Origin of the sequence: Hamadaea sp. NPDC051192, assembly GCF_040682475.1 — a bacterium.
GTDB lineage: Bacteria > Actinomycetota > Actinomycetes > Mycobacteriales > Micromonosporaceae > Hamadaea > Hamadaea flava.
Map to the genome: position 1 here is coordinate 1 of NZ_JBFBAZ010000092.1, position 13,083 is coordinate 13,083.

Consider the following 13,083-nt stretch of genomic DNA (forward strand, 5'->3'; position numbering starts at 1 on the left):
GATACCTCCGCGCACTCAACACAGAAACCACAAACATCGATATAGTCACATCGATCCGATTACCGGGTCAACGTTTCATGTCACACCACTAGCCGAGGTTACCGGCCAACGAGAAGATCATCGCAAAATCGCAGCCGCTCATCGCGAAGCAGCTGGTGCCCACCGAGACGCCGCTGACGAGGCCCGGCGCAGAGCCGCAGCGGCCGACGAGCATGTTCGGCACGCCGCTGCGCTCGCCACGATCGCCGGTCAAGCCGCCACTGCCGCCGCAGAACGGCCAGAGGTCGAGACCGCACGAGCGACCGCTGCCAACCTCGTTACCCAGGCCGCCCGGATACGCGCCGCCGCCGCATCAGAGGTCACCAACCAGAAAGAACTCGCTGCAGCCGCGCGCGCCAGACGCGTCGACTTCGAACGCGAACGCCGCGACATCCCGGTAGAAGCCGACGCCCCAGATCCCGGCGGCAACGTCGAAGTGCTCCGCAGCGCCTGGCAAACGCTGCGCACGGAACTGTCGATGGCCGAACGCGACATGATCGAGGCAGCTCACCTCGAGCGAGCACGCGACAGGCTCGCCGCGACCACCGAACGCCTCGCCCGCTTTCAGGCACCCGAGGTCGACCTGGCAGAGAAACTCGCCGGTACGATTTCCGCGTCATCGCCCGAAACCCTCCAGGAAGCCCAGCGGCGCGCCGACCGCGCCGCTCGTGAGTTACGCCTCGCGTTCATCCGCGCCGAACACGAACGAGAACAGGCCGGACAAGCCGTCCGTGAGGCCGCGCCGCCATCCGGGGATCGGAACAACCACATCGATTTCGCCACAGCACCACAGTGGCGCCCCGTCCTGCCCGGCGATGTCCCCAGCCTTCTGGCCCGCCTGGAGGCACACAACACCGACGTCCTGTCCCGGCTCAACGCCGCCATCGCGGAGGAAACCGACACGGTCCAGCTGCAGGACGCCCTCTCCGTCGATGTTTCCGGTTTCACCGACACCGCTGACCTGTGGCCGCACGATCCCATACCCACCGTCAGCGTCTATACCGGGTCCAAGGACGCGGCGCGTGAGCAGATGCGTACGCTGATCAAGCAAAACCGTGAGGCTGAGGCTCAGGAACGCGCCGCCACGAACGACCTGCGCACAGCGATTCAGCAGGTCCACTCCGCAGCCAACGAACCTCGGTGGAAAGACCTCGACACGCCGGCCGCGGTACGCGTACGCAGCCTGCCCGATCCTGACCTCGTCACCGAAGCGCCAGTGCTCGCGCAGCGTCTGCGGACAATGGCCGAGTCGGCCGCCGCTGACCTCCGCGACCTCGACACCCATCGGGCGATCCTGCGCGACGAACTGGTCGCGGTCTGCCGCGACCAGCGCCGCCTGCTACGCGAGGTCAGCCGCACCTCTCGGCTACCGGATGGACTCGGTGACCTGTCCAACCAACCCGCCATCAAGATCCGATTCGATGAAGCACCCGACGCCGAAGCCGCGGCCCGGCTGGCCGACCGCATCGACGCCTGGGCAATCGAGCTGGCCGCCAATCCGAAACGGGCGCAATCCACGGACGTACGGTCCCGCTGGCTGGCCGACGCGATCCGCGACACCGTCGTCGACCGGCCCCGGGCGGGACCATGGACGATCGAGATCCTCAAACCTCGGATCGACGGCAAGGTCGTCTACTGCCCACCCGACCGGATTCCTCAGGAGTTCTCCGGCGGACAGGTGCTGACCCTCGCCGTGCTGGTCTACTGCGCGCTGTCGGGAGTGCGCAGCAGCCACCGGCCCGGTGGGGCACGACCCCCGGGAACTCTCATCCTCGACAATCCCTTCGGCGCGGCCTCCGCTGAAGCACTGATTGCCATGCAGCATCGCCTCGCTGCCCGCACCGGCCTGCAACTGGTGTGCGCCACCGGCCTTCACGACGCCGGCGTCGACGCCGCGTTCTCCGGCACCGGGTCAGTCATCGTCAAACTCCGCAACGATGGAGATCTGCGACGCAACCTGTCGTTCCTACGCCTGCGCACCCGGGTCGTCGACGGTGTCGACGTCATCGCCGGGCTGCTCGGTGGCCGTGACCCGTCCGCACCGCAGAACTGGGTCGACGCCACAACCTATGAGATCCGCCCATGACCGAAGAGTCGCCACGCACATCGGAGATCGCCGCCCTCACCGAAGCGCTACGAACCCGCGCCGCCGTCCGGGTCAACCTGGACGAGCTATGGCCACTGTGGGCGCAAGCAGCGCCTCGTTTGATCGGCTCTCCGCACCAGGCCGCTGCGCTCGCGGTCGCCTTGGGCGACCTGTCCGGCAGCGGTGTGATCGAACTTCCCGCTCATGCCTGGGACACATCCACAACCCCGCCGCTGCCACGAACCATCGCTGTAGTGGGAGCCCGCCGGCCACCTCGAGATCGCGCGTGGATCCGCTTCCCGTGGCGGGCAGAGCTGGGATGGGCCGCGTCGTTGCCCAGCCTCTCCGACGCTCGACTCCGTGACCTGATCGCCATCAACGACTGGCTGGCCAAGACCGCCGACACCCCGTCCACAATCGTGCCGGTCCGCTATCGTTCGGTTGAGGTGCTGGGCGATGAGAAGGCGCTCGATGCGCTCGCGAAAACCGCTATGTTCGCAGCCGACCGGCTCAACCTTGATCTGCTCGCCTGCCGCCGCGTACCCCCACCGCTGCCCGCCGCTCAGGTCGGCCCAGGGCCCGACTTGCTCGTCGTGGAAAACAGCGACACGTTCTGGGTCGCCATGACCGAGTTGAGAGCTCTGACCGGGCATCCCATTGGAAGAGTCGCATGGGGCAGCGGCAACTCCTTCCCCTCGCAGGTAGAAACCTTGACCGTCGACGTCGCCGGGCAAGGCCCCATCCGGGGAACAGTCTGGTACTGGGGTGATCTGGACCCAGCTGGACTGACCATCGCCGCCGACGCCCACCGCGTCGCTGACTCGATCGGCGCCCCAGCGATCAAACCCGCCAGCGCGCTGTGGGAGGCAATGTCATCACGGCCGCTGCAGGACGTGGGCCACATCAGCTGGCCGGACAATGTCGGCCACAATTGGCTCGGCCCCAACCTGTGGGACGCCCTCGTCCCGGTCCGCGATGCGGCGGCACGAGTCGCCCAGGAAGCCGTGCCGTCGGATCACATCACGCGCTGGGCGAGCTCCCTCAGCCACCCTTGAGGGCGTCCCGCGAGCCGCAGTCAGCCGATTCGTGGCTGTGCGTAGGCATGAACGCTCCAGACCATATCGGAGTCTGGTCCGTTATGTGTGCTCGTCGTGTGCTCATATGCGATGTACCGGGATGTCACCAGGCAGCACGCAACGTCACACGAGTTCAAGATCTACTCCGCCGACCTGCACAAACCGGCACGAGGCGACATCGACAGGCACACCATGGCACGACATGGATATCTGTCGATCAGACTCTTAATCCGCGGGTTCGGGGTTCGAGTCCCTGGCGGCGCACCACAGGTTCCATTGCGCGAACCGATGCCAGGCCGGTCGAATTTTCGACCGGCCTTGTTGCTTCCTCGGGCACTTTGAAGACCGGGATCAGTTGGTCGCCGTCGAAGTGGATCTCCGCGATGTTGGCCTCGATCAGCGCCTTGCGCTGACCGGGCGTTCCGTGCCGGAAGACGTGGGCCAGGTCGCGCCGGAGCTGGTCGATCGCCTGCTGACTCGGCTTGCCCGGTGCCGACGTGAGCGAGTGCTCCAGGTCTGTCTGTCGACGGGTGAGCTGCTGGATTCGGATCTTGAGTTCGCGGACCCGCTCGCCGCAGATGTCCGCGGCGAGGCTGCCCTCCTCGAAGGCTCGTAGGTAGCGGCCGGTCGCGGCTTCGGCCTGCTCGATCTCGCGGGTCACGGCCGCGAGTTCCGCGCGGTCCGCCTCATGCTGGCCGGCGCGATGCTTCCGCTCGGCGATCACCGCGTCGCCGATCAGGTCGGTGTCCGCGTAGAGCGCGAGCAGCGCGTCGAAGACAGCTTCATCAAGTTCTTTCGCGGGTACGCGCGGGGAGTCGCAGCCATGGCCGCCGTAGCGGACGCGAGAGAAGCAGCTGTAGTAGCGGTATGTCCGGCTGCGCCCCTGGGCCGAGGTGCCGATGTACTTCAGGCCACAGGCCGGGCACGTGATGAGCCCGGTCAGGTCGTACTCGGAGTTGGACGCGGCTCGTTTGGAGCCGGGCTCGCCACGGGCGGTCATGATCTCTTGCACCTCGTCGAACAGGTCGGCGTTGATGATCGGCTCGTGGGCATCGGGGACGTTGATGTCGCCGAAGACCTTCGCGCCGAGGTAGACGCGATTGGCGAGCATCCGCCCGATCGTGTACCCGGACCAGGGTTTACCGGTCTTCGTAGGGATGCCGCGTTGGTTGAGTGCGGTGGCGATGGCTCTGGTCCCGACCCTGGTTCGCGCGTACGCGGTGAAGATCTGCCGGACGACGGCGGCTTCCTTCTGATCCGGGACTGGGATGTCGAGATCGCGGTCCAGTTGGTAGCCGTACGGAACCGGTCCACCGGTCCATTTGCCTTTGGCTGCCTTGCGTTCCATGCCGTTGCGTACGCGGTCGATGATGATCTCCCGCTCGAACTCGGCGAAGACGCCGAGCATCTGGACGAGCATCCGCCCAGCCGGGGTGGAGGTGTCGAACGGTTCGGTCGCGGAGCGGAAATGGACGTCGGCCTTCTCCAGTTCGTCCATGAGGACCGCGAGATCGCGGATGCGGCGGGTGAAACGGTCGAGCCGGTAGACGAGCAGCAGGTCATATCTCGCCGCTTTGGCGGCATCGAGTGCCTTGCGCAGTCCGGGGCGGTCGATCTTCGCGCCGGAGGCGTCGTCGGTGAACCGCTCGACGATGTGCCAGCCGGGTTGCGATGTGACGTAGGCGTTGAGTTTGGTGTCCTGGGCCTCGATCGAGAACGGTTGGTGCTCCTCGTCGGTGGACCGTCGCGTGTAGACGGCCACACGAACGGTGCCGGTCGCGTCGCGTTCTATAGGTTTACGTGCTCTGTTGCGTTGGGCCATGTTCATCACGTCCTCATATCGTGGGGCGCTGCGGCCGAGTTGTCTCCTTCTCGGCCGCAGCGCTTCGGGGCTATTCGTGGTGCTCGTCTTCTTCGGGTGGGTTGTCGGTCCACCAAGCGGCGATCAGGACCGCCCAGGCGTGGACCGTTCTGGCGTACTCGTCGGGTGTCATCGGGACCGTCTTGGGCGGGCCGACCGTGTACCGGGGACCGGTCCGCACGGTCCCGCTCGCGGCGTCGCGGCGGCCGTGACGGTCCCTCTTGGTCCGCTTCGCGGTCCCGTTCCGCTCGCTTCCGTGGTGATCAGCCTGTCCGGCTGGATCTTGTGGTGGCATATGCCTCCTTGGGGCCGGCGCTCGTCGCGGTGAGCGCGGTTGACGTCCATGGGGACTCCTCTCGGTTGATCCATGCGTTGGAATTGCTGGTCATGGCGTGGTCCCGCTGTCGGTTCGCTCGGGGACCGCCGTGGTCCCGTGCTGGTCCCGCTGTGGGTCCCGGTGGTGGATCAGGTCCCGGTCCCGCTGCGGTACGCGGTCCCCCGGGACCGGCCGGGTGCAGTCCCGTCCGGTCGTCCATCCCGGTGATCGGCATGGGTCGGGTCGATCCCCGCTCCATTCAGGACAGATGTCAAGCCGGGCACCACGGGTCAGGAATTGTCAGGTCTGGCGGGATCATCCGAACCTGTCAGGACCTGACAGCGCTGGTCACCGGGTTCTCCCGGGACTGGCGCTGTCGAACTCGGCCGGGTCGACGGTGCCGGGCATCGGCAGCTCGGCCAGGCGAAGGAGAGGGGCTGCCGCGCCGTGCAGGTGCCAGACCGCCTCGGCCGGGTTCTTGCCGTCGAGTCGGTCGCGGGCGGCCGTCGCGGCGGGAACGTTGAGTTTCCGGTCGGCGAGGCGGCGGTGCAAGTTCGCCTCCCGAGTGGTCGAGTGGAGCCAGAACAGCACCGGCCAGGCCGGGCCGCCTCGGCGTACGAGGTTGCCGTAGCCGGTCAGCTTGTCCACTAAGACCGTGAGCGCCTCGGTGCCGGTGTCGTGCTCCAGGTAGAAGGCAACGGTCTGCCCGCGCTCGGCCCAAACGCCCAACGCATCGGCGTTGACCAGGCCGAAAGCGTTGGTCCCTGGCGGGTTGAAGAACCGGTTCAGCCTCGTGTCAGGCCAGAAGTGGTGCAGCCTCGCGCCGGGGTGTAGCCGTTCATGTCCGGCGAGATCGGTGAAGAACTGGTTGATGCCGAGCCGGTGATCGAGGTTGCGGCTGGTGGCGATGCGATGCAGCCGCGTCGTGCTTGTTGCGCGGCGGGGCGGCTCGTCACCGCGGGTGGCGGCGACGATGAGCGCCCCAGTGTGCGCGAGGGCGTAGTGATATGGGTGGCTGCCGCCCTCCAGACGGAACGGCCGGAACCGTTCCACCAGACCGAGCCCGGTCAGCTGGGAAAGGCGACGTTGGGCACGGTTGAGGCTCGGGAACAGGGCGTGCGCGATCTGGAAGCTCGTGAGCACGGCATGGTCGTAGAGCCAGCCGAGCAGACGCCAGTCCCGCTCAGTGAGTTGATGCTGCACTCGCAGCACGCGATCTGAATTTCGCATAACGCCTCCTGCGATAGGTGTTGGTGCCCCGCACCCATAGGGGAGAACCCGAAGGGTCTTCTGCACCCCGCTGTGCCCGCCGGTCAGGTGTCTGACCTGGGCTGCCAGGGCGGAGCCGGGTGCTTGAGGGCGTCATTTTGAAGCTGGACGGCCTTGTCGACCCCGAGGAGCACATCGGTGTGGACCCGAAGCCGACTCGCCCGCCCGTGTGAGGGAATGACGAAGAGCCGTCGCGCGATGATCACGGCGCGACGGCTCATGGAGGCGAGAACGGTGATGTTGAACGCAGGCGACGTCGCGTCTCGTACGGCGTCGTAGTCCTCCAACACGGCGTACTCGTCAACACGAGAGCCATCAAGTCCGCGGACATGCGCGGGAGTGTTGGAGGACCTCCCCTCCGACCGCCACAACAGCGGTCAGGGTCACCGCCCCGGACAATCGCACTCCAGCGAGCGGGACGGCTCGGCCAAACGAGACCGAGAAGTCCAGGGTAGGTCGGTTAACCGAAGGCGGTCAATGCAGTTACAGAACCTCGTCACCAGTTCTGACCTGCGTTGTTAGGTCTTGTCAGACTCGGTCAGGTTCCAGGGCGAAATAGGCGCGCTCTGCAAGCTCGAGATGGTTAACGTGCCTCCGTGAGTTTCAGCGCGTCGGCACGCCGAGTACGCGACCAAACGCAGCCCTTCGGCCGACGTGTCATGTGCCTTCACGAATGCCTTGAGCAGTTCAACCTGTTCGGCTTCGAGGCGACCCGCGGGCGGCTGCGCATCATGGTCGGGGCCACGCGACAAGGCTGGACGGATAATCAGCTACTCGACGCCCTGGATGTCTTGGAAGAGGCGCGACAGTCGTGGGCACGATTCGCGACGGCGGACCTTGCGCAGTCCATGGCGGCGAAGCGCCTCGATCGAAACCATCGCGGGCCTAGCCAGCTGGAGCTGCGACGGGTGTGGCTGGAGGGCTACCTATCCGGCACTCGTGCCGTCGCATGGGGTGTGGCTGATCTGGGTGAGTGCACGAAGTGCGAGCATTTGCTGATCCACCACGGCAGCCGCCGAGGGTGCGCCGCATGCTGGGCGAGTCCAGACATCGACTGGGACAGCCGGTGCCGTCGCCGGATTCCGGCCTTCAGACGTCCGTCGCCGCATCCATAGATGCTCATTCGCCCGTGACCGCTGATTGGTGTGCCGATATGCGCGTGAGGAAGGAGTTGGCCTGGCGACGGCTGACGAGAGTAAACACGCGAGCGGCAGATCCGTGCTCGGCGACTGCGGCTCGGACCTTCGGTCGCATGGTGCGCCGGTAGCCTGCGACGTACCGGAGGAAGTTCCAGGTGATGCGGTCATAGACGCCGTCGTGCTGGTGCTGGCCGCCTCGGTACCGCAGACGACGCTGGAGTATGCCCCATAAGCAGACGATGGCGGGCAGGTCCAGGAAGATCACAGTGTCAGCGGCGACGAGCCGGATCGGCAGCGTGGAAGCGTAATTACCCTCGATGATCCATCGTTCCCGAGCGGCGAGTCGTCGCTGTTCAGCGGCGAAATCCTCGTGTGGCAGTGGCTGCCATCGTTCGTCGTAGTAAACGGCGTCGAGGTGGGTGAGCGGCAGGTCGAGGGCCATGGCGAGCTGGCGAGCGAGGGTGGACTTGCCGCTGCCCCCGTTGCCGATGACGACAATCCGTTCCAACGCAGGCTCGCTTACCGGCGAACGTCAAGCTGAAGGTCTCGTACGACCGCCTCGGTCAGGCCGGCTAGCTGCGTCCCGCTCAGGCGTGCTCCCCGCAGCGACGAGATGCCGGTGATCGAGGTGAGGTCGTTGCCCCGAAGGTCAGCACCCCGCAGGTCGCATTCCTCGAAGCTGGTGGCAGCCAGTTTGCAGCCGTCGAACGCAGCGGCCGACAGATTCGTGTGTTGGAACGTCGTCTCGGTCAGTGAGCAGCCGATGAACAGCACGGGACCGACGGTGCGCAGCTGGGACAGGGTCGCGTAGTCGAGGCGGCAGTTCTCGAAGATCACGTTCTTGAGCACGACGCCGACAATGTTGGCACCGACAAGCGTGCAGCCACGGAAGACGCATCGTTCGATTGCGCCGCCGTCCCAGCGGATGCTGGACAGGTCGGCGTTGAGCAGCCAACTCCGGGACAATGCGACCTTCGTGAGCTCCGCTCTCGTCCAGACGTCGTTATCGACTAGGACGTCAGAAACGGCCTTGCCGGGGCGTGGCGGAGCGTCGACCTGATCGAGGTCGTCGGGTTCCTCGCCAGGTAGGACGGCTGTGGTGTCGCGCAGTCTTCGGGTCTCCATCGAACCTCACTGTAGGCGGAAGCTGGGTGTCGGTCGCGTACTCGACGCGGCCGACACCCCGGTCAGATTCACTTGGTCTTGTTCCAGTTGTCCCAGGTTGGGCGGCTGTCCCACTTTGGGCCGTTGTCCCAGGACGGCCTGTTGTCCCACTTGCCTTCCGGCATCGGCGGAGTGGAAGCCGTCTCACCGGATCGAGCGAGCATATGAGGCCGCACAGTTCTCAGCTCTTCCAAGATCGTCACGCGTTCACCTCCTTTCGCAGTTGCTTGACGGCCGCGCGGACCAGGGCCTGTCTTGTGTTGCGGCAGTACGCGGTTTCCATCACGTCGAACCTGCCGGTCTCGAAGTACCTATTGCCAGCCTGTGCGCCGCCGCAGAAGTCCCAGAACTCGCAGGAAACCGCGCACCGATCAAGCGCCCCGGCGAACTCGGCCACGTAGCGAAGCCGATGCATGCGGGCGAGCATCGAGGAGATGGATTCCCGGAGGACGTTTCCGGCGAGGAAGTCCCCGTAGTCGGCCGACGTGACGCCCAGCAGTTCGGGTGACAGCACAACGGTGTCCCCGTCGTACGCCACGGTCGGCAGCGGGTCGTGACTCTTCGGCGGCCTCGGATTGCCGGTGAGGTAGGCGTGCAGCCGATCGAGATCGCGAATGGCCAACGACGACCCGGCCGTACGTCTACGAATTAGCGAGTCCCAAAACTGCTCAGCCTGCTCGGAGCTGACACTGTGTCGCGTTGAGGTCAGGCTCTCCTGTTCCTCGATGTTGAACCCGACCGAAGAACAGCCGAGGTCGGTGAAGTAGCCCACGAGCTCATCGGCGTGTGCAATCGTTGCCTCCGTTACGACGCAGATGACCGAGAAGTGCAGGCCGGCACGCCGGAGGGTTGCGATGCCGCGCTCGATCTTGTCGATCGCAGCCTTCCCGCGCCAGTCGACCCGCTCGCCGCAGAGCCCGCCCGGACCGTCGACGGAGACACCGATCCGGAAGCCGTACTCCTTGAGGAGGTCGCACCAGGCTTCGTCCAGCAGCGTCGCGTTTGTCTGCACGCTATGAGTACAGGCTCCAGTACGGCGCAACGTCTCGAATTCCGAAAGCAGGGCGCGGAAGTGGCCCTTCGGCGTAGTCAGTGGCTCGCCCGCGTGCCAGATGACTTCGACCGGGCGGGTGCTCGCCTGCTCAGCAATCGAGGCGGCGAGATGCTTGGCGACGGCCGTGGTCATCAAGCGTTGTCGCTTGCGGCTGGGCAGGTAGCAGTAGCCGCAGTCGAGGTTGCACAGCGTCGTCGGCTGCACTACCAGTGAGTGGAACGCCGTCGAGATCACTGGCGTCATGTCCGGGCTCCCTCAGCATCGAGTACGCCCTGCTGCCGCAGCTTGCGCAGGACGGCATCCCGCATGCGGGTGATGTCGATGACGAGGTCGGACAGTCGGTCGAGGTCGTCCTTCGTGACCTCGCCGAGTTCGTACCAGCCGTGCGGGTAGAGCAGGAGCTGGACGCAGTCACCTTGAATACACAGGCACGGCGGACCGCCGTTGCGTTCATCGAGGTCGAGCATGATCGAGGCGCGTGCCCCGATCTTGATTACGATCTCGGCTTCTGTGCGGCTCGGCTGCACGACGTCATTCAGCTCGCTCATGACGAGGCTCACCCCATCCCCGAAGGCGCATCCACGTGAGCAATCGGTTGATCGTCTCGGCGTCGGTAGCCCACACCGTAGGCAGCCCGGCGTTCGCGCGAAGCGCTGGTTCGAGCGGACGGGTCACGACGGGGACAGGCCGGAACCGCCAAGTGCGTACGTCTTCCAGACTCGACCAGTCGGGCAGATTCCGCTTCCTCCGCGGCAGGTCATCGGGAAAGTCGAAAGAGGTCCTCACCCCGCCACCTCCGGCGGGCGCAGGATCCCCGAGTTGGCGATGAGACAAGCGTTGTGGCGCATGGCAGTCCGTCTCCTCCCGGCGGACCTGAGTCCGACCTGATCAAAGTCCGTGATGGATGCCGATGCCCGGACCGTATGCCCGACTAACAGCCAGGTCGGTGCAGATCCGCACCACCAGTGCGGTCGAATGCGCGTACGGTGATATCGATGGCGATCGGGGGCGGGCATTGGCGGTGGTGATGGATAGGCCGATCGGCGAACGCATCCGCGAGCGCCGCAAAGTTCTGGGCATGAGCGTCCGCCTGGCCGCCGACCGAGCCGGAATCCACCATTCAACGTGGTCCCGGATCGAGACCGGCCAGATGGGCGCCGACAACCGCTACACCCTCGCCGCCATCGCCACCGCTTTGCGCTGCTCCACAAGCGAACTCACCGGAGGACCGGTCATACCGACTGATAAGGCGACCGCGCAAGCGCAGGCGAGCGTCTCCTCAATCCGACTGGCGCTCATCGAGACCGACCTGACGGAGCCGCCCTATACCCTGCCGGTGCCCATCGAGCAGCTCGAACGCGAGGAACTCCTTATCCGCGACCTCCGAGCCCGATGTGACTACGTAGGCGCCGGGCGACGAGCTGGCGAAGCGTTGCGTGGACTCCACGCCGCAGCGTTCGGGCCAGATCGAGAGACAGCCCTGCGGCTGCTCGTCCAGGTCTGCGACACAATCTCGTTCGTGCTTCGGCACGTCGGCTACCCGGCCGAGACGTGGCTCGCAGCCGAACGTGCACACCAGGCTGCTGAGCTGCTTGAGGATCCAGTGATGCTTGGCCTCGCCGCATGGACCCGAGCGAACGCCGCGACTAGCTGTGGCTCCTACCAGCGAACGTTCACGCTTGCCTCACGCGGCGCGGACGACCTCAGCACGACCGCGAGCGCCTTCGGCTACATCGAAGTGCTCGGCCAGCTCCATCTGACATGCGCAAACGCGCTCGCAGGTATGGGCCGAGTGGCCGAGGCCGCAGATCGGCTCTCGGCCGCTGATGGACTCGCCGCGCAGGTCGGCGATACCGACACTTTCGGCCTCATGTTCGGGCCGGCGAATATCGGCTTCTGGCGCGTCTCTATGGAGACCGACGGTGGCGATCCGGGTCGCGCTGTCACTCTGGCGCGCGCGGTCAACCCGCAGGCCGTGCCGTCGCCCAGCCGCCAAGCGGCTTTCTACCTCGATACGGCACGGGCTCTCGCTCGCTCCGAGAGCGACAAGCAGGCCCTTCGCATGATCCTTGCCGCCGAACGAATTGCGCCGCAAAAGGTTCACAGCGCGCCGCTCGTGGCGGAGCTGGTGCGGCTTCTCCTGCACCGGGCGCATACGCGTGCAGTCGACGCTGAACTTCGCGGAATCTGCGAACGAATCGGCCTCATACCGTAGTCAGACGATCGACGGCCGCGATCACTTCGTCCAGATCGGTGAGGTCGGCCAGGGTGAGGTCGGCTCCGGCGCTACGAAGCTCTTCGACGCTGGACCGTCCGCTTGCGACGCCGATGACGGCTACGCCGTTGGCCCTCGCAGCAGCGACGTCGGAGAGTGTGTCGCCGATTAGTACAGCGCGGTCAGCGGCGGTCCTGGTCATGGCGACGCGGACGAGTTCTTCGCGATCTTCGCCGTCCTCGGCGAACGCGCCCACCTGCAGATTTAGCAGGTCGTCGAGGCTGAAAGCCTGCAGCTTAATGACGGCGACGGCTCGGAGGTTGCCTGTCACGACGGTCTGTAGGTACCCCTTCTTATCGAGTGCGACAAGGCCGTTGCGTGCCCCTGGCAACGCTCGACCGCGCTCCCGCAGTTCGGCGTAGCGCTCGACATGCAATGCAGCGAGGGCCTTCGCGTATGCCATGGTCAGCTCACCCGCCGCCGGGACGCCGTGCAGCGTCAGCGTCTCCGAGAAGATCCGGAACTCCGTACTGCCGGACACTGATGCCGCTCGACGAAACGGAACGCCTGTGACCCGCTCGAACGCCGCCTGATACAGCTCGCGGCCTACACCGCGGGTCTCGATGAGCGTGTGATCGATGTCCCATAACACTGCACGGCGCATGACCCCGCACCGTAGCGTGCAAGACAGCGCCTGTCGATTTAAACGTTGCAAGATCACCAAGTACTGGCGGGAACACCCTGGGCTCGGACGCAGACTGCGGCGGACCGTCTCCTGCTGCGAGACTGACCCGCCGTTTCACTCTTACGGACAAGCTCGATGCTGGCGAATCTCCGCATCGACTAGGTTGAGCCTTCGACTAG

14 protein-coding genes are annotated in these 13,083 nt (G+C 65.7%); 4 read left to right on the forward strand and 10 right to left on the reverse strand.

The window, feature by feature from the left end; genetic code table 11:
• Together AB0M47_RS29505 and AB0M47_RS29510 are read left to right on the forward strand one after the other, a co-directional pair.
• On the forward strand, positions 1-2,125 hold a 2,125-nt coding region (locus tag AB0M47_RS29505), incomplete at its 5' end, for a hypothetical protein (RefSeq protein WP_363419772.1).
• Entirely contained in the window at positions 2,122-3,180 is a 1,059-nt protein-coding gene (locus AB0M47_RS29510; RefSeq protein ID WP_363419774.1) for a hypothetical protein, read from the forward strand. The genes AB0M47_RS29505 and AB0M47_RS29510, both read left to right, overlap by 4 nt.
• Positions 3,181-3,418: 238 nt before the next feature.
• Here the strand turns inward: AB0M47_RS29510 and AB0M47_RS29515 are convergent, their stop codons facing one another.
• The 4 genes from AB0M47_RS29515 to AB0M47_RS29530 all read right to left on the reverse strand — a co-directional run bounded on the left by AB0M47_RS29515 (position 3,419) and on the right by AB0M47_RS29530 (position 6,937).
• Positions 3,419-4,963 (reverse strand): recombinase family protein, encoded by a 1,545-nt coding sequence (locus AB0M47_RS29515; protein WP_363419775.1) that lies wholly within the window; start codon positions 4,961-4,963, stop codon positions 3,419-3,421.
• Between the two features lie 130 nt (positions 4,964-5,093).
• Positions 5,094-5,243: a hypothetical protein gene (locus AB0M47_RS29520; protein WP_363419777.1), complete on the reverse strand. Its 150-nt coding sequence runs from the start codon at positions 5,241-5,243 to the stop codon at positions 5,094-5,096.
• A 483-nt stretch (positions 5,244-5,726) separates the two neighbouring features.
• The gene (locus tag AB0M47_RS29525; protein ID WP_363419778.1) at positions 5,727-6,608 is read right to left on the reverse strand and encodes a replication-relaxation family protein; all 882 of its coding nucleotides are present in this window, start codon (positions 6,606-6,608) and stop codon (positions 5,727-5,729) included.
• Positions 6,609-6,691: 83 nt separating this feature from the next.
• Positions 6,692-6,937: a hypothetical protein gene (locus AB0M47_RS29530; RefSeq protein WP_363419780.1), complete on the reverse strand. Its 246-nt coding sequence runs from the start codon at positions 6,935-6,937 to the stop codon at positions 6,692-6,694.
• Positions 6,938-7,243: 306 nt separating this feature from the next.
• Here AB0M47_RS29530 and AB0M47_RS29535 point away from each other — a divergent pair, with 306 nt between their 5' ends.
• Positions 7,244-7,762, forward strand: a complete 519-nt coding sequence (locus tag AB0M47_RS29535; protein ID WP_363419782.1) for a hypothetical protein — start codon at positions 7,244-7,246, stop codon at positions 7,760-7,762.
• 4 nt (positions 7,763-7,766) lie between these two features.
• Here AB0M47_RS29535 and AB0M47_RS29540 read toward each other — a convergent pair whose 3' ends face one another.
• From AB0M47_RS29540 to AB0M47_RS29560, 5 genes are all read right to left on the reverse strand, one after another.
• Entirely contained in the window at positions 7,767-8,294 is a 528-nt protein-coding gene (locus tag AB0M47_RS29540) for a topology modulation protein (protein WP_363419784.1), read from the reverse strand.
• Positions 8,295-8,305: 11 nt separating this feature from the next.
• On the reverse strand, positions 8,306-8,911 hold the full coding sequence (locus AB0M47_RS29545) for a pentapeptide repeat-containing protein (RefSeq protein WP_363419786.1): 606 nt from the start codon (positions 8,909-8,911) through the stop codon (positions 8,306-8,308).
• A gap of 68 nt (positions 8,912-8,979) precedes the next feature.
• The gene (gene amcA, locus AB0M47_RS29550; RefSeq protein WP_363419833.1) at positions 8,980-9,114 is read right to left on the reverse strand and encodes a multiple cyclophane-containing RiPP AmcA; all 135 of its coding nucleotides are present in this window, start codon (positions 9,112-9,114) and stop codon (positions 8,980-8,982) included.
• 35 nt (positions 9,115-9,149) lie between these two features.
• Positions 9,150-10,247 carry a cyclophane-forming radical SAM peptide maturase AmcB gene (amcB, locus tag AB0M47_RS29555; protein WP_363419788.1) on the reverse strand — a complete coding sequence of 366 codons (1,098 nt, stop codon included), beginning with the start codon at positions 10,245-10,247 and terminating at the stop codon, positions 9,150-9,152.
• Complete coding sequence (locus tag AB0M47_RS29560) at positions 10,244-10,552, reverse strand: hypothetical protein (protein WP_363419789.1); 309 nt, start codon at positions 10,550-10,552, stop codon at positions 10,244-10,246. Before AB0M47_RS29560 ends, amcB begins: the two co-directional genes overlap by 4 nt.
• 398 nt (positions 10,553-10,950) lie before the next feature.
• On the opposite strand from AB0M47_RS29560, the gene AB0M47_RS29565 reads away from it, so the two are divergent.
• On the forward strand, positions 10,951-12,219 hold the full coding sequence (locus AB0M47_RS29565; protein ID WP_363419791.1) for a helix-turn-helix domain-containing protein: 1,269 nt from the start codon (positions 10,951-10,953) through the stop codon (positions 12,217-12,219).
• On the opposite strand, the gene AB0M47_RS29570 is transcribed toward AB0M47_RS29565, so the two are convergent.
• A complete protein-coding gene (locus AB0M47_RS29570; RefSeq protein ID WP_363419793.1) occupies positions 12,209-12,883 on the reverse strand; it encodes an HAD family hydrolase in 675 nt (224 codons plus the stop codon). The genes AB0M47_RS29565 and AB0M47_RS29570 overlap by 11 nt on opposite strands.
• Positions 12,884-13,083: the final 200 nt, after the last annotated feature.